The following is a 15692-nucleotide window of genomic DNA, read 5'->3' as shown; positions in this document are numbered from 1 at the left end:
GCAAGGTATCTCCTTCTTAGCTAGTCATTAAGGCCATTACTGTTATGAAAAAAGCTTTATATCTACTGCTGCTCCCGCTGCTGCTAGCCACCGCGCCAGCCCTGGCCCAGCAGCAGGCGCAGTACAGCCAGTATATGCAGAATAATTACCTCCTCAACCCGGGCGCTACGGGCGTGGAGGACTACATCGACGTCAAGTTTAGCTACCGCACCCAGTGGACGGGCCTGGAAGGGGCGCCCAAGACGTACTACGCCAGCGTTTCCTCGTCGCTGGGCAAGTGGCGCACCACCGACAAGCGCACCATGCGCGACCGGCTCCGGCCGTTTCACGCGATAGGCGGCCTCGTGTATAACGACGTGACCGGGCCCACCAGCCGAACCGGCGTTTACGGTTCCTACGCCTACAATGCCGTGCTCACGCGCAACATCCGGCTGGCGCTGGGCGTGTCGGTGGGGATGCAGCAGTTTGCCGTCGATGGGCAGCAGCTGCACTTCTTCGACCCTACTACCGTGGCCGCCAGCGCCGCCTCGCGGGTATTTGACTCCTCGGCGGGCCTGTGGATGTACAGCCCCAATTTCTACGTGGGCGTAGCGGGCGCGCAGCTATTTGGCAATCGGCTCGATTTCTCCTACGGGCCCAACCAGCTCGGCGTGGGCGCGCCCGGCAACTCGCTCAAGCGCCATTACTTCCTTACCGGTGGGGTGCGGCTGCCGCTCAGCGACGAGTGGACGCTGGTACCGTCGGTGCTACTCAAGGACGTGAACCCCGCTCCGCTCTCGGTGGACCTCAATGCTAAGCTCAAGTACAAAGACCTGCTGTGGGCCGGCGTATCCTGGCGCGCCTTCGATGCGGCCGTGGCTATGGTGGGTTTCAGCTACCAGCAGTTCGCGCTGAGCTACTCCTACGATGCCGGCCTCTCGGAGCTGGCCGGCTACCACGGCGGCAGCCACGAGGTGCTGCTGGGTTTGCGGCTGAAGAAGAAAGCCCAGGTAGTGTGCCCCGACAACCGGTTCTGGTAGGGCGGGGCCCCTACCCCCTTAGCAGGCGCGCAGCAAGCACATGAGTAGTTCTACGTATGATGCCGTCGTAGTAGGCTCCGGGCCCAATGGGCTGGCTGCTGCCATTGCGTTGCAGCAGGCCGGCTTGGCGGTGCTGCTGCTCGAAGGCAAAAGCGAGCTGGGCGGCGGCCTGCGCACAGCCGAGCTGACGCTGCCCGGCTTTCGCCACGACATCTGCTCGGCTATTCACCCGCTGGCGGCGGCTTCGCCGTTTTTCCAAACGCTGCCGCTGGCTCAGTATGGCCTAAAGTATATCGTGCCGCCCGTGGCCGCCGCGCACCCGTTTGACGATGGCACCGCCGCCACCGTGGTCACCTCCCTGGCCGACACGGCCCACTCGCTGGGCCCCGATGCAGCGGCGTATCAGCACTTACTTTCACCGCTCGTAGCGAGTTGGCCCGGCATTGCCAACGACGTGCTGGCCCCGCTGCACTTCCCCCGGCACCCGCTCGATATGGCCCGGTTTGGTCTACCCGCTCTGCTGCCAGCCACGGTGCTTACCCGGCGTTTTCAGGGCGAAAAAGCCAAGGGGTTATTTGCCGGCATGGCGGCCCACGCCATTCAGCCGCTGGGCAACTTAACAACCTCAGCTATTGGCCTGGTGCTGCTCATTGCGGCGCACCGGGGCGGCTGGCCCCTACCCCAGGGCGGCTCGCAAGCCATTGCCGATGCGCTAGTGGCACACTTCCGGGCGCTGGGCGGCACCGTCGAAACGGGCACCTACATCCGCTCGCTGGCGCAGTTGCCCCAGGCCCAGGCCGTGCTCTTCGACGTGACGCCGGCGCAGCTTTTGCAAATTGCCGGGCACAGCCTGAGCCGTATTTACCAGTGGCAGCTGCGGCGCTACCGCTACGGCATGGGCGTGTATAAGGTCGATTGGGCGCTTGAGGAGGCCATTCCCTTCACCGCGCCCGGCTGCCGGGAGGCTGGCACGGTGCACTTGGGCAATACCCAAGCCGAGATTGTGGCGGGCGAAAAGGCTACTTCCCAGGGCCAGCACCCGGCCCGGCCCTTTGTGCTGCTGGCCCAGCAAAGCCTGTTTGACCCTACCCGTGCCCCGGCGGGCCGGCACACGGCTTGGGCGTATTGCCACGTGCCCAACGGCTCGCGAGTCGATAGAACGGCCGCCATCGAGGCCCAGGTCGAGCGCTTCGCCCCGGGCTTTCGCGAGCGCATTATTGGCCGCCACACCCTCGACACAGCCCAACTGGAAAGCTACAACCCCAACTACGTAGGCGGCGACATCAACGGCGGGCGCCTCGATATCAGCCAGTTATTTACCCGGCCGGCGCTGCGGGCATCGCCCTACCGCACCTCGCAAGCGGGGCTCTACCTGTGCTCGTCGGCTACCCCACCGGGCGGGGGCGTGCACGGTATGTGCGGCTACTACGCCGCCCGCCGGGCCTTGCGCGACGTGTTTCGGCTGCCCGCTCCGCCGCTTTATCAGGCCTGAGTTTTTTTAAGAGTGGGGTGGGATTTTATTAAAAACGCTTTTGAAACGTCCTGCTTCGGCAAGCGCAGCAGGACGTTCTCTATAGATTTTCAAATACGTTCTCCATCTTCCCTACCCCTCTTTCTTAGCGCAGCCCCGGCGCGCTGGCCACTGCGGCAGTGATGAGCAAGCCGAATAGTGCCAACTTTGCGCTTCTCCTTCCCCGACCAACCTCCATGAGTCAGATTCTCGATGAAGTGCTCGCGGCTAACGCGCACTACCAGGCTAGCTTTGGCGACAAGGGTAGCCTCGCAGCTCCGCCGGCGCGCCATTTCGCTATCCTCACCTGCATGGACGCCCGCCTCGACCCCGCCAAGTACGCCGGGCTGGCCGAGGGTGATGCCCACGTTATTCGCAATGCGGGGGGTAGGGCCAGCGACGACGCCATCCGCTCGTTGGTCATCTCCTATAAGCTACTGGGTACCAAGGAGTGGTTTGTCATTCACCACACCGATTGCGGCATGCAGTCTTTCACGGATGCTATCCTGCGCGACCTGCTCGCCCAGAGCCTGGAAACGGCTGTTGTGGACGCTGACGGCTGGCACGATGTGGGCCAGGGCCCCGGCTCGACGGAAGCCAACTACCTGTCTTTTCTTCCGATTAAAGATTTGGTCAGCAGTGTGGTAGAAGACGTGCAGCGCATTCGGCGGCACCCACTGGTGCCGGCCACCATTCCGGTTTATGGCTACATCTACGACGTAAAATCGGGCCAGCTTCTGGAGGTGCCGACCGCTACGGCCGCCGGCCGCGCAGCCAATTAAGCCGTTTTGGCCGGCCAGCAATCGACACCAAGGAGTGCGCGCGGCGTGGGCCTCTTTACATAGTCCGGCGCATCGTCGAGAATGCGGGCAGCGCCATGCGGGTGCACAGCGAATTGGGAACAGGCTCTACTTTCACCGTTTCTTTTCCGGAAGCCGCCCGTATAACGGTAACCTAAACCATAACAGGACGCTCCTCATCACTTTCCATGCAAAAGCTTCCTAGCGTTTTATTGGTGGATGACGACCATATCACCAACTTTCTGCACGAGCAGTTGCTGCTAAGCCTGGGCGTAACCGACCACTGCCTGGTGGCCGAAAATGGCGCGCAGGCCCTTGCCCTGCTGGCCGAACTAGGCGACGAGCCCGCGCCTGCCCTGGTACTGCTCGACGTGCACATGCCCGTAATGGGTGGCGTCGATTTTCTCGAAGCCTACGCGCAGCCCCCCAGCCCGCCGCCTATTATCGTAGTGCTCTCGACTTCTGTGCACCCCCACGACCAGTCGCGGCTCGCTACCCTACCCGTTGCCGACTGGGTTACTAAACCCCTCACGCGCGAGAAAATCGACAGTCTGCTCCAGCACCACTTCCACCGCCAGCTACCCCCCCATGAGCCCGGGAGCGAGCAATAAGCCGGGTAGCAAGACGGCTTCTTCATCCGCGACCCGGGCCTGTCTCCGCCGGCCAACGGCCCCTGTGTTGCCCCGTTGCAATCCGGCGCGGCGCAATTCTTTCTTTACTTGATTTTCCCCTGGTTGTCCCAGTGACTGGATTTGACTGCTAGGCTGCCGGGCTGCCGCTTGATGGTGCGCGTGTACCGCTCGCCCACAATCAGGCCATCAGGCCGGCGCTTACCAAAAAATAGCAGTACCGGCTCACCGTGCTCGTTGGTTACGAAGGTGATGTCGTACCCCTTAAACACGTCGTCGATACTGGTTTTGGGGGCAAAAGTGTTGTTCAGCTTTTTAGCTAATTCGGGGTGTAGTGGCATGGCGCAAGCAGGGGGAGAGTACTTCGACGTGGGCCGGCAAGTTTCATACGCGGCTTAGGAGTGGGGGGTAGGCTAGGTGCGGTTGCCAGCAAGCAAGTGAACAGGCGATGAAAATAAATTAAGCGGTAGCTCCTTAGTAGCAAAGCAGAAGATTAGCGCTACAGTTGAGCTATTCTTTTTATTACTGCCAAATAGCCGTATTGCTCACCTTACCCTGCGTATGCACAAAGGGAGTACGGCTACTGCATATGCTTAGTCGACCTATTCTTTGTCCACCATCCTTTTTTTCCAAGCACTATGATACTTCGCCTCGACGAGTTGGCCCTTGACCTGCCAATTCCTAAAAACCCCTCGCCCAACGATGCCGCTGCTATCCAGGAGCTGCTAGGCGGCAAGTTTGGTGAGATGAGCACGCTGATGAACTACACGTTCCAGTCGTTCAACTTCCGGGGCCGCGAGCGCCTGCGCCCGTTCTACGCGCTCACTTCGGCCATCGCCGCCGAAGAGTACTCGCACATCGAGGCTGTAAGCTACGCCATCAACCTGCTGCTGACCGGCGTAACGGAACGCGGCACCGACCCCAAGCCCGGCCCGCTCGCCGATGCCGTAGATGCCCGCAACTCCTACCACTTCCTGGCTAGCGGCCAAGCCGCCCTACCCATGGACTCGATGGGCCAGCCCTGGACCGGCCAGTATGTGACCGCCTCGGGCAACCTGCGCTTGGATTTGTTGCACAACTTCTTCTTGGAATGTGGTGCCCGCGCCAACAAAATCCGCGCCTACGAAATGGTGACCGACCCTTGCGCTCGCACCATGATTGGCTACCTGCTGGTACGCGGCGGCTTGCACGTGTATGCCTATGCCAAGGCCCTAGAAGTCATTACGGGCGTGGACGTGAAGAAAATCATGCCCGTGCCGCCGCTCTCTAACTCGAAATTCCCGGAGGCGGTTAAGTTTATGGAGCATGGCTTGCACCGCGAGCTATACACCTTCTCACCCAATGCTTATGCCGAAGCCGGCCTCATCTGGAACGGCAAGCACCCCGAAGACGGCTCGGAGCTGAGCGTCGTACAGGGAGCTATCAAGGGTGTGCCCTACCCCGTGCTCGAAGAAGAACCCCAGCTTAATTCGCCCGGCGAGTTGGACTTCGACCCCGAAATGTTCAAAGACATTGCCAAGAAGCTCGGCCTCTCCGACGAGTGGAAGCAGCGCCACGGCTAAGCAGTTCTTTTAAGCGCTAACCCGGGGTAGAGTGGCCCAACAGCGCTTCTCTACCTCGGCTGCTTAGATAGGATAGGCAACTTGTTTGATTCCTTTTTTTTCCTTCTAGACCACCCAGTAGTATGCTCGCAATGAATTACCGGGGGCCTTACCGAGTCCGCGTGGCTCATAAGCCCCACCCCGAAATCCTGCACCCGCAGGATGCCATCGTGCGCGTGACCCGCTCCTGCATTTGCGGCTCCGATTTGCACCTCTACCATGGCTTGGTACCCGACACACGGGTAGGCTCCACCTTCGGCCACGAGTTTGTGGGCATTGTGGAAGAAATCGGGCCCGACGTGACCAAGATTAAAGTGGGCGACCAAGTGCTCGTGCCCTTCAATATTGCCTGCGGCGAGTGCGTATTCTGCAAGCAGGAGATGTACGGCAACTGCCACGAATCCAACGCGCAGGCCACGGCCGTGGGGGCCATTTATGGCTACTCGCACACCGCGGGTGGCTACGATGGGGGCCAGGCGGAATACGCCCGCGTGCCCTACGCCAACGTGGGCCCGACCGTCATTCCGGCAGACATGGACCCCGACGATGCCGTGCTGCTCACCGACGTGGTGCCTACCGGCTACCAGGCCGCCGAGATGGCCGGCATCCAAACCGGCGACACGGTGGTGGTATTTGGTGCGGGCCCGGTCGGCATTATGGCCGCCAAGTGCGCGTGGCTGTTCGGCGCGGGTCGCGTCATCGTGATTGACCACGTGGAGTACCGCCTCGAATTTGTGCGCAACTACGCGCAGTGCGAGGCCTACAACTTCGAGTCGCTCGAAGACCCGGTGCTCTTTATCAAGAAAACCACTGCCTGGCTCGGGGCTGATGTTTGCATCGACGCCGTGGGCGCCGACGCTGCCGGCAGCGCTATGCAAACCCTCACCGGCCGCAAGCTGCTGCTGCAAGCTGGTTCGGCCACGGCCCTGCACTGGGCTATCAATGCCGTAAAGAAAGGCGGTATCGTGTCGGTAGTAGGCGTGTATGGCCCGACTGATAACCTCGTGCCCATTGGCAACATGATGAACAAGGGCCTCACGATGCGCGGCAACCAGACGTCGGTTAAGCGCCTGCTGCCACGCCTTATCGAGCATGTGCAGGCCGGCCGCCTCGACCCCAAGGGCATCATTACGCACCGCGTGCCGCTGGAGGAAGTAGCCGATGCTTACCACATTTTTTCGGCGAAGCTGGACAATTGTATCAAGACGGTCCTCATCCCCTCACCCGCCAAAATGTAACCCCGCATTAGCATGGAAAAGACTGCGAAAGACTTTGCGCACATCAAGGGCTGGGGCATCGACGCCGACCCCAAAAACGACCCTACCTACCCCTACAAGCACCGCACCAACGGCGAGCACGCCGGCTACATCCGGCCCGATATTCCGCAGCAGCCACTTACGGTAGAGGTGCTGCACTCCAACGAGCGCCCCAACATCACGGCCGTTTTTGGCACGTCCGTGCCGCCTTCCGGCCTCAGCGGCATCCTGCGGCGCTACGCGTTCAAGTTCAGCGAGAATGAGTATGGCCACTGGCTGCCCTTGCTACTGGCCGACCGCGTGAACGTGGTCGAAGGCATCTTGGATGACTTGGTGCACGGCCACATTCCCAATCTCTTTGCTGAGAAAGGCGGCAAGTCCGATTGGAAATTCAACCGCAAAAGCCAGCTGCTAAAAGCCGGCATCGGCACGGCACTGGGCATAGCAACCATTGTGCTGCTGAGCCAGAAAAAGGGTAAAAAAGCGAAGCGCTAACGCGTTTGTCGCGCTTGCTGGGCCTGCGCAAAACGCAGTACTGGCACCCGGAGAATAAAAAAAGCCAACCGATTTTCGCCACTTTCGTCACTAGTAGGTGACGGCTGATAGTGGGATAGTCGGTTGGCTTTTTTATTGCCCTTGGGCGCCTACTGCCTTTTCTGTTTACCTAGACAAGTAGGTGCGCCTACCCCCTCCCATAGGCCAAGGGCTCCTACTAGCTGGCTCACCTAATCCGCCGCTCACCACACCGAATTGCTCAGCCCAAATACTTTTCTCAGATGGCCAGCGAAAACAGCTTAAAACGATTCGTAGATGCGCAAGCCACGGACTACCCGCAGGCCTTGGCTGAAATAAAGAATGGCCGCAAGCGTAGCCACTGGATGTGGTACATTTTTCCGCAAATTCAGGGGCTGGGCTTTAGCGAAACTTCTCGTTACTACGCCATTAAGGACAGAGCCGAAGCGGCAAGCTATTTGGCGCACCCCGTGTTGGGTAGTCGGCTGATAGAGATTTGCCAAGCCTTGCTGGGACTGCCCGAGAGCAATACCAACCGCGTTTTTGGCAGCCCAGATGATTTGAAGCTCAAATCTTCTATGACGCTATTTGCGGCAGTGCCCGGCGCTAACCCGGTCTTTGAGGCGGTGTTGACCAAATTCTTTGCGGGAACCACGGACGGCAAAACCCTGCAAATACTTAGCAAATAAGCGGTATTATGTCCGCTGCTAGCACGCACTAGCCACAATCCCTGTTGGGGGGGTAGTACCGGCGCTACCAGCCGGGGCAAAGGCCCAGTTGTAATGGCACTGCCCCGGTTGCGATTCATTCGCCAACTCACTTAACCTAGCTTGGCCATGTCGCTGCTTGTGCTTCTTTTTATTGTCTTCTTATTACTGGTCAGTAGCTTACGCATTGCGCAAGAGTACCAGCGAGCCATTGTGTTTCGGCTGGGCCGTTTCACGGGCACGCGGGGGCCGGGGCTATACTGGCTCATTCCGCTGCTCGAGCGCCAGCAAACGCTTGATATGCGCACCAAAACGGTGGAGCTGGAGCAGCAGGAAACCATCACCAAAGACAGCGTAACTATTAAGGTGAACGCCGTGCTATGGTTTCGGGTCACGAACCCGGCCGATGCCGTAATTAAGGTGGCCGATTTCAACAAGGCCGTGTACCAGCTCTCGGTGACGGCGCTGCGCAATATCATCGGCCAGCACCAGCTGGATGAAGTGCTGAAGGAGCGCGGCCAAATCAACAACGCCCTGCAACAAATAGTGGACACGGCCACCGAAACCTGGGGCGTGAAGATTGAACTGGTCGAGATAAAAGACGTCGAAATTCCGGAGTCGATGCAGCGGGCAATGGCCCGCGAGGCCGAGGCCATCCGCGAAAAGCGCGCCCGCATTATCAAGGCTGAGGCCGAACTGGAAGCTTCGCAGAAGCTGACGCTGGGCGCCCAGGAAATGGAAAAAAGTCCGTTTTCGCTGGAGCTGCGGCGCATGCAGATGCTCTCCGAAATTGGCATCGACAATAACACGACGACGGTAATCATGCTACCCTCCGATTTTTCGGCCGCTGCCAAGAGCTTTACCCAAATGGTAGCCAACCAGAGCGCGCCGCCGAAAGAATAAGTAGCCAAGGGAAATTAAAAGAACGTCATGCTGAGCGAAGCGAAGCATCTCGCTCGCATCGTTGGATTTATTGACCCAATGACGCGAGTGAGATGCTTCGCTTTGCTCAGCATGACGTTCTTTTTTAGGTAGTCAACTCGTCATTCTGGCTACTTCCTACCCCCTACTTCGGCCAGTAGCTGCTGGTTGAGGCGCGTGTACTCGGCTTTGGCCACTTCATTTTGGTCGGTTTTCACCAGTTCCAGCGACTGGTTGGCGGCGGTGGCAGCCTCCTGCTTTTTGCCTTGCTTTTGCAGCAGCTTAGCTTTCCAGTAGTAAGCCGAGTAGCTGGGCTTGGCCTGAATGGCCGCATCGAGCCAACCGAGGGCGGGCGTCAGGTCGGGCTGATTGGAATTGTAGTAGTACTGAGCGGCTGTGAGGTAGGGCTTCTTGTCGCCCTTCATTGCTTCCTGAATTTGGGCCAGTACAAGGGGGTCGGGGTTGGCAAGGAGGGGTAGGGCCACTTGGGTGCGCTCCCAGGTAAGGAGGAGGTCGGCGGCAGCGGGGCGCACGTTTTCGAGGCTCAGCAGCATGGTTTCTTGTGAAGCGGCCAGCTTGGTGGCTTTGGCAGAAAGACGGACTACGTCGAGGCTCTGCTGGTAGCTGTAGGCGCCCCACTGGGCGGTGTCGCGGTTGAGGATGAAAGTCCAGTCGGCCTTGCCAGGAATGGCGAGCAGCGCGTAGGTGCCAGCCGGCACGGTTTGGCCGGCCAGCTTCACTTCTTCACCAAAGCGAATTTTAGTAACCGTATTGGCCCCGAGGCGCCATACCTGGCCGTAGGGCACAAGCCCACCGAAGGCCACGCGGCCCTTCAGCGAGGGGCGCGAATAATTCAGCTCAACGAAGGACGTGGAAAACGCCTCCCGCATTTTCACCGTCGGGCTGGGCTGCGGAATGGTGAGCTTGGTTTGGGCCTGGGCAGCAGGGGCGAGCAGTAGCGCGAGGCCAGCGAGGGCGAGGGGGTAGGGAATCGTCATGGCTGCAAAAGTACGCCGCTTGTGGGGCCAGGCTGACCCCACAAGCTGCCCGAACAACTACGTCATTCCTACGTTCTTACCCCAGGCACTTGTCGAAGCGCTGCCCCTACCCTGCCTTTTCTTGCACACCCATGAAAATCTTGCTCACCGGTGCCACCGGCTACATAGGCCAGCGCTTGCTACCCCTGCTGGCCGGGGCGGGCCACGACGTGGTGTGCCTGGTGCGCGACGCGCGCCGCTTCGCCCTGCCCGACACGCTGCCCGAGGCCCTGCGCCCCCGCGTGAGCGTAGCGCAGGGCGACCTGCTCAAGCCCGATTCGCTGGCGGCCCTACCCCTCGATATTGACGCCGCCTACTACCTGGTGCACTCGATGAGCGGGGGCGGCAAGAATTTTTTTGCGCTAGAGCAGCAGTCGGCCCACAACTTTGCCGAGTACCTCGACCGCACCGCCGCCCGGCAGGTTATCTACCTCTCGGGCATTGCCAACGATGCGGGCCTGAGCGTGCACCTGCGCTCGCGCAGCGCCGTAGAAAGCGTGCTGGCCAAGGCCGAAAAAGCGAAGCTCACGGTGCTGCGCGCCAGCATTATTATCGGGTCGGGGTCGGCGTCGTTCGAGATTATCCGCGACATTGTGGAGAAGCTGCCCGTGATGGTGACGCCGCGCTGGTTGAACTCGCGCTGCCAGCCGCTGGGCATCCGCGACGTGATGTTTTACCTCACGGCCGTGCTCGACAACCCAGCTTGCTTGGGCGAGAGCTTCGACCTCGGCGGGCCCGACATCTTGACGTACAAGGAGATGCTGCTCGGGCTGGCCGCCCAACGTGGCTACCGGCGCTGGATAGTGACGGTGCCCGTGCTCACGCCGCGGCTGTCGTCGTGGTGGCTGTACCTGGTCACGAGCACGTCGTTTTCGCTGGCCCAAAGCCTAGTCGAAAGCCTCAAGAATGACACCATCGCCGACCCGGCCCGCAGCATCGACCGCGTAGTGCCGCACGCCTGCATGAGCTACCAGGAGGCGCTGGCACTAGCCTTCCAGCGCATCGAGCAGAACGAGGTGGTGAGCAGTTGGAGCGACGCCATGAGCAGCGGCACGCTGCGCCAGAACTACATGGACGCCATCCAAATCCCCAAAAACGGGATGTTTTTTGACCGCCAACTGCGGCCCTTCACCCGGCCCGTGGCCGAGGTGCTAGAGAATATCTGGCGTATTGGCGGCGACCGCGGCTGGTACAAAACCGACTGGCTCTGGCGCATTCGCGGGCTAATGGACAAGCTGGTGGGTGGCGTGGGTTTGCGCCGGGGCCGCCGCTCGCCCAACCACCTGCGCGCCGGCGACCCACTCGACTTTTGGCGGGTGCTCGTAGCCGACCGCGCCGCCAAGCGCCTGCTGCTTTATGCCGAGATGAAGCTGCCCGGCGAGGCTTGGCTGCAATTCCGCATCGTGGACAACCCCGATGGCACCCACGCCCTCGAGCAGTTGGCCGCCTACCGCCCCCAGGGCCTGCTGGGGCGGCTGTACTGGTACTCGGTGTTGCCGTTTCACGGCATCATCTTCAAGGGCATGGTGAAAAATTTGCTGCGCTATGGCAGCTAGTAGCGCATCGCCCCGGTAGCGCGCAGTTATTTACAAGGTGCCAGGCAACCGTTGGCACGACTACCACATCTGAAGGGACGGGTTGGGAGCACTTGGAAAGTAATTCTGAGCGCTTTCGGCCCGTCACTTTATTTTTTGGTGCGCTGTAACGTCTGCACTGCGCGCCTGGTAATGGGTTGTGAAGGGAAGAAATAAGTAGAAGTTCCGCTACTCATAAAAAAAGTTAGGTTTAAAAACTGCTTCTACAGGCTGCAAATAAGCTTTTCAAAAAATTCTTTGAAACAGTACTATGTGAAACAAAGTACCTGTTGTAAGTTTGTTCTATCAAAAGCCTAGTACCACCTCAACACCTATAACCTGGCGCCGCCCGGTTGTGGGTCTCGGAAAGCCTACCAGCCGCCAACCGGGCGGTGGCCCCATGCCAACAGCTTAGCCCTTACGGGCCCGACCACGCTGCTGGCTCTCGCTAGCCCTCCCGCCCCTGACGGGCCGGCTACTCCCCTCTTTTCCTCGTGCTTTTTTCATTGGCACCGACCCCCTACCCCCCGGAACCGCGGCCGGCTGGGAACGGAATCGCCATGCCTTTACCAAACGCTTTCTCAAGTTCTTGCGCCATGAACTTCTCTTTGAAAATCAATTCTTTACTACCAATTGCGGGCTTCGGCTTGCTGCTAACTTTGCCGCTGGGGCTGCGGGCCCAAACTACCCCAGCTACCCTCACGGGCAAGGCCGTGGATGGCGGCGCCAAGGCCGAGCCGCTGCCCTTTGCCACGGTGCTGCTGCGCCACGCCGAAGCCGGCGATACTAGCCTAGTAGCCAGCGCCCAAACCACGCTGGAAGGCACCTTTGAGCTAGCCAAAGTACCGGCCGGCGCCTACCGGCTGCGGGTGCTGGCCATGGGCTACCAAAGCCTGGCCCAGGCGGTGCGGGTAGCACCTGGCCAAACGAGCGTGGCCTTGGGCTTGCTTAAGCTGAGCGCCGCCAGCCAGCGCCTAGCCGAGGTGAAGGTGACGGGCGAGAAAGCCGTGGTGCAGCAAGAGCTGGGCAAAACGGTGATTAACGTGGAGAAAGACCTGAGCAGCGTGGGTGGCACCGCCGTGAACGTGCTCGAAAATGTGCCCGCCGTGGCCGTAGACGCCAGCGGCACGGTGAGCCTGCGCGGCTCCTCTAACCTCACGATTTTGATTGATGGCAAGCCGGCTGGCACCAGCAACGGCGGCCCTGGCCCGCGCCTCGACCAGATTCCGGCTTCGCAAATTGCGCAGGTAGAGGTGATGACGAACCCCTCGGCCAAGTACGACGCCAGCGGGGCAGGCGTCATCAACATCATCACGAAGAAGAACAAGAAAGAGGGCTGGAATGGCCAGGCGGCCCTGGTGGTGGGCACCCGCGACAAGTACGCCCCCAGCCTGAGCCTGAGCCGCCACCACGGCAAAGCCACCTGGAACTTGGGCTACGATGGCAACGACCAGATTTACCACACCCGCAGCCGCAACAACCAAACGGCGCTGCTAAGCGATGGCACCGGCAACAGCCTCTTTACGACCCAGGAAGGCCAGGGCAGCCAGCACAACCGCAACCACAGCCTCAACCTGGGCCTGAACTACGAGCTGCCGAAGGAGCAGACGCTGAGCCTAAGCGTGCAGCCGCACTGGGAGCACCAGTCGTCGCTCGACAACCAGGTGCTGACCCAGCAAACGGTAGGCTCGCCCACTGTGGCGACGCAATACGGCCAGGAAATAACCGATGTGAAGGTAATGGTGCTCGAAACCTCGGGCGACTACCGCCGCACCTGGGAAGCCCACAAGGGCCGCGAGCTGACAGCCAACGCCGGCATGGTGCACATCGACGCCACCATTCCGGTAAGCCAGCTGCTGACGGGCGGCACCGCGCCCGCCGGCTTTAAGCAGCAGCAGCAGGTGAATGCCCAGATTTATTTTGGCCAGGTAGACTACACCCTACCCAGCGCCGATGGCAAGAGCAAGCTCGAAACCGGCGTGAAGATGCAGGCCCTGCACAACACCGGCAGCACGGCCATGCTGAAGCCTACTAGCCTCGACCCCAACGGTGCCTTTGAGCGCGACGCCACCAACTCGTTCGACTACAACTTCACGCAGGTGATGCCCGCCGCCTACGCCACCTACCAGCGCACGCTAGCCCACGGCTGGAGCGCCCAGGGCGGCCTGCGCAGCGAGGCTACCTTCCTGAACGGCGGCGTGCAAGACCGCAACGCCACCGTTAACAAGAACTACATCAGCCTATTTCCGTCGGCCACGGTGGCCCGCGAACTAGGCAAGGAGCCCGGCCAAAGCCGCCTGCAATTCAGCTACGCCCGCCGCCTGAACCGGCCCGACTTCATGCAGCAGCTGCCCATTCAGCTCTACCAAGACCCGCGCAACTACCGCCAGGGCAACCCCGGCCTGCTGCCCGAGTTCAGCCACAACCTGGAACTGGGCCACCAGCTTAACCTGGCCAATGGGGCCAACATCACGACCACCGTATTTGCCCGCTTCACTCAGGATGCTATCCAGCGGGTGCGCAGCATCGACAGCACGGCCACCCGCGACAATAACGTGGGGGTAGTAACCCGCGAAACCTACCTCAACTACGGCAGCACCACCAACCTGGGCCTCGAAATGACCTGGGCCCAGCCCCTCACCGCCTGGTGGCGCGTGTCGGCCAGCGGCTCCATCTACCGCAGCCAGGTAGCCACCAACGCGGCCAACGCCGCCAACCGCACGGCCCTGGCCGGCACTGCCCGCCTGGCCAACAACTTCACCCCCTACAAAGGCCTCGACGTGCAGCTTACCGGCAGCATCCGCTCGACGGTGCTCACGGCCCAGGGCCGCCAGCTGCCCACCGGCGGCCTCGACCTGGCCGTGCGCCAGCGCCTCTTCAGCGAGCGTGCCGCCCTTACGCTGCGCGTCTCGGACCTGCTCAACACCCAGGTGCGCCGCACCGAAATCAACACACCTGAGCTGCAAACCTCGCTCTACAACAAGTACGAAACGCGCGTGGGCTGGCTGGGCTTCACCTGGTACATCGGGGCCAGCAAGCCCGGCAAAAAGATTGAAAGTGCCCCCAGCGGTGGCGGCGGCTTTGGGGGGTAGGGCAACTGACCCTACCCGGTAAATGGGGCCGGCGCCCGGCCGGCCCCGAGTTTCAAACAGCTTCTTTTTCCCTCTTTTACTTCTTTTCTGTTTACGCCATGAAAGCTTCCTCTTTGCTGGTTGCGGCCGCACTTTTGCTTCCCGCTGCCGGGGCATTTGCCCAGTCTTCTCTGACTACCGCTTCCCGCCAGCAAGGGGGTAGCGGCACCTTCCCTACCCCCTCGGCCACGGCCAGCCCCGTGCGCTACACCCGCAGCCTGGCCGGGGGCGGCAGCATCACGTACTTCGGCACGGTGTGCTCGCACGATGCCCAGCACGCGCAGTTTGCGCAGTTGCGGCAGGTTTTCGAAAGCAGCCAGCCTACGGTCGTCTTTTTTGAAAACCCTGACTGCGGTGTCGATAGCACCGAGGCCGCCACTATCAGCCGCGTGGGCCAGGCTGGCTACGCCCGCTACCTGGCTGGGCAGCACCAAGTGCCCGTAGCGCGCCTCGACGACCCCCTGGCCGAGTATGCCTACCTGCAAACCAAGCTCGACCCCGAACGGCTCAAAGTGTACTACCTGCTGCACATTTCTCAGCAGTTTCGCACCCGCACCGGCGCCAATAAGACCTTGATGGTGAAAGCCATGCGCCAGTTCATTGCCAACAGCCGGCACTTCGCACCCGGCACCGAGCAAGCCATCCATAACCTAGCCGAGTTTGAAGTGGCTTACCAGAAATATTGCCCCGCCGGCAGCAAGTGGTGGCAGGCGCCCACCGCGTGGTTTAGCCCCGCCGCGCCCGCGCCCAGTGCCGACAACCAGTTTTTGCAGGACGTGCGCACCGCGGTGGGCGAGTTCCGCGAGCGCTACACCTACCGCAAGCTGACGGACCTGGCCCAGGCTGGCCAGCGCGTACTGGTGGTGCTCGACCGCGACCACATGCCGGCCCCGGCCACCTCGTTGGCTAGCAAGTAACTCGCCGGGTAGCTCGGCGGTGGGGCCCTACCCTGGCCCTGCCGCCGAGCTACTTTACTACGCACCAAGCGCTGTTC

Annotated in this window: 14 protein-coding genes; 12 read left to right on the top strand and 2 right to left on the bottom strand. The window is 61.0% G+C overall.

The features are described from left to right. The first annotated feature begins 44 nt into the window (after positions 1 to 44). From GO988_RS01595 to GO988_RS01580, 4 genes are all read left to right on the top strand, one after another. The gene (locus GO988_RS01595) at positions 45 to 1019 is read left to right on the top strand and encodes a PorP/SprF family type IX secretion system membrane protein (RefSeq protein WP_157561783.1); all 975 of its coding nucleotides are present in this window, start codon (positions 45 to 47) and stop codon (positions 1017 to 1019) included. 40 nt (positions 1020 to 1059) lie between these two features. Beyond that, positions 1060 to 2511: a phytoene desaturase family protein gene (locus GO988_RS01590; RefSeq protein WP_157561782.1), complete on the top strand. Its 1452-nt coding sequence runs from the start codon at positions 1060 to 1062 to the stop codon at positions 2509 to 2511. Positions 2512 to 2726: 215 nt separating this feature from the next. Next, positions 2727 to 3311 (top strand): beta-class carbonic anhydrase, encoded by a 585-nt coding sequence (locus tag GO988_RS01585; RefSeq protein ID WP_157561781.1) that lies wholly within the window; start codon positions 2727 to 2729, stop codon positions 3309 to 3311. 206 nt (positions 3312 to 3517) lie between these two features. Beyond that, positions 3518 to 3940, top strand: coding sequence for a response regulator (locus GO988_RS01580; protein ID WP_157561780.1), 423 nt, complete (start codon positions 3518 to 3520; stop codon positions 3938 to 3940). Between the two features lie 104 nt (positions 3941 to 4044). Here GO988_RS01580 and GO988_RS01575 read toward each other — a convergent pair whose 3' ends face one another. Continuing rightward, on the bottom strand, positions 4045 to 4299 hold the full coding sequence (locus GO988_RS01575; protein ID WP_157561779.1) for a hypothetical protein: 255 nt from the start codon (positions 4297 to 4299) through the stop codon (positions 4045 to 4047). Between the two features lie 297 nt (positions 4300 to 4596). Here GO988_RS01575 and GO988_RS01570 point away from each other — a divergent pair, with 297 nt between their 5' ends. From GO988_RS01570 to GO988_RS01550, 5 genes are all read left to right on the top strand, one after another. Next, positions 4597 to 5520: a manganese catalase family protein gene (locus tag GO988_RS01570; RefSeq protein WP_157561778.1), complete on the top strand. Its 924-nt coding sequence runs from the start codon at positions 4597 to 4599 to the stop codon at positions 5518 to 5520. A 122-nt stretch (positions 5521 to 5642) separates the two neighbouring features. After that, positions 5643 to 6797, top strand: a complete 1155-nt coding sequence (locus tag GO988_RS01565; RefSeq protein WP_157561777.1) for a zinc-dependent alcohol dehydrogenase — start codon at positions 5643 to 5645, stop codon at positions 6795 to 6797. Between the two features lie 12 nt (positions 6798 to 6809). After that, positions 6810 to 7310, top strand: coding sequence for a hypothetical protein (locus GO988_RS01560; RefSeq protein WP_157561776.1), 501 nt, complete (start codon positions 6810 to 6812; stop codon positions 7308 to 7310). A gap of 281 nt (positions 7311 to 7591) precedes the next feature. Further along, a complete protein-coding gene (locus tag GO988_RS01555) occupies positions 7592 to 8017 on the top strand; it encodes a DUF1810 domain-containing protein (RefSeq protein WP_157561775.1) in 426 nt (141 codons plus the stop codon). A 147-nt stretch (positions 8018 to 8164) separates the two neighbouring features. Then, positions 8165 to 8938 (top strand): slipin family protein, encoded by a 774-nt coding sequence (locus tag GO988_RS01550; protein ID WP_157561774.1) that lies wholly within the window; start codon positions 8165 to 8167, stop codon positions 8936 to 8938. Positions 8939 to 9087: 149 nt separating this feature from the next. Here GO988_RS01550 and GO988_RS01545 read toward each other — a convergent pair whose 3' ends face one another. Continuing rightward, positions 9088 to 9954: a DUF2911 domain-containing protein gene (locus GO988_RS01545; protein ID WP_157561773.1), complete on the bottom strand. Its 867-nt coding sequence runs from the start codon at positions 9952 to 9954 to the stop codon at positions 9088 to 9090. A 131-nt stretch (positions 9955 to 10085) separates the two neighbouring features. Between GO988_RS01545 and GO988_RS01540 the strand changes: the two genes are divergently transcribed. From GO988_RS01540 to GO988_RS01530, 3 genes are all read left to right on the top strand, one after another. Then, the gene (locus tag GO988_RS01540; RefSeq protein WP_157561772.1) at positions 10086 to 11549 is read left to right on the top strand and encodes an SDR family oxidoreductase; all 1464 of its coding nucleotides are present in this window, start codon (positions 10086 to 10088) and stop codon (positions 11547 to 11549) included. Between the two features lie 614 nt (positions 11550 to 12163). Next, positions 12164 to 14659 carry an outer membrane beta-barrel protein gene (locus tag GO988_RS01535; RefSeq protein WP_198172461.1) on the top strand — a complete coding sequence of 832 codons (2496 nt, stop codon included), beginning with the start codon at positions 12164 to 12166 and terminating at the stop codon, positions 14657 to 14659. Positions 14660 to 14757: 98 nt separating this feature from the next. Continuing rightward, positions 14758 to 15615, top strand: a complete 858-nt coding sequence (locus tag GO988_RS01530) for a hypothetical protein (RefSeq protein ID WP_157561770.1) — start codon at positions 14758 to 14760, stop codon at positions 15613 to 15615. Positions 15616 to 15692: the final 77 nt, after the last annotated feature.

The sequence above is a fragment of the Hymenobacter ginkgonis genome (assembly GCF_009755225.1).
GTDB lineage: Bacteria > Bacteroidota > Bacteroidia > Cytophagales > Hymenobacteraceae > Hymenobacter > Hymenobacter ginkgonis.
Note: the sequence above shows the minus strand (reverse complement) of the source record. Positions and strands in the feature narration are given on the sequence as shown.

Excerpts from the sequence above, each read along its gene's own strand:
- GO988_RS01555 (WP_157561775.1), top strand. The coding sequence starts at position 7,592 with ATGGCCAGCGAAAACAGCTTAAAACGATTCGTAGATGCGCAAGCCACG.
- GO988_RS01565 (WP_157561777.1), top strand. The coding sequence starts at position 5,643 with ATGCTCGCAATGAATTACCGGGGGCCTTACCGAGTCCGCGTGGCTCAT.
- GO988_RS01595 (WP_157561783.1), top strand. The coding sequence starts at position 45 with ATGAAAAAAGCTTTATATCTACTGCTGCTCCCGCTGCTGCTAGCCACC.
- GO988_RS01560 (WP_157561776.1), top strand. The coding sequence starts at position 6,810 with ATGGAAAAGACTGCGAAAGACTTTGCGCACATCAAGGGCTGGGGCATC.
- GO988_RS01570 (WP_157561778.1), top strand. The coding sequence starts at position 4,597 with ATGATACTTCGCCTCGACGAGTTGGCCCTTGACCTGCCAATTCCTAAA.
- GO988_RS01580 (WP_157561780.1), top strand. The coding sequence starts at position 3,518 with ATGCAAAAGCTTCCTAGCGTTTTATTGGTGGATGACGACCATATCACC.
- GO988_RS01590 (WP_157561782.1), top strand. The coding sequence starts at position 1,060 with ATGAGTAGTTCTACGTATGATGCCGTCGTAGTAGGCTCCGGGCCCAAT.
- GO988_RS01550 (WP_157561774.1), top strand. The coding sequence starts at position 8,165 with ATGTCGCTGCTTGTGCTTCTTTTTATTGTCTTCTTATTACTGGTCAGT.
- GO988_RS01535 (WP_198172461.1), top strand. The coding sequence starts at position 12,164 with ATGAACTTCTCTTTGAAAATCAATTCTTTACTACCAATTGCGGGCTTC.
- GO988_RS01530 (WP_157561770.1), top strand. The coding sequence starts at position 14,758 with ATGAAAGCTTCCTCTTTGCTGGTTGCGGCCGCACTTTTGCTTCCCGCT.
- GO988_RS01575 (WP_157561779.1), bottom strand. The coding sequence starts at position 4,299 with ATGCCACTACACCCCGAATTAGCTAAAAAGCTGAACAACACTTTTGCC.
- GO988_RS01545 (WP_157561773.1), bottom strand. The coding sequence starts at position 9,954 with ATGACGATTCCCTACCCCCTCGCCCTCGCTGGCCTCGCGCTACTGCTC.
- GO988_RS01540 (WP_157561772.1), top strand. The coding sequence starts at position 10,086 with ATGAAAATCTTGCTCACCGGTGCCACCGGCTACATAGGCCAGCGCTTG.
- GO988_RS01585 (WP_157561781.1), top strand. The coding sequence starts at position 2,727 with ATGAGTCAGATTCTCGATGAAGTGCTCGCGGCTAACGCGCACTACCAG.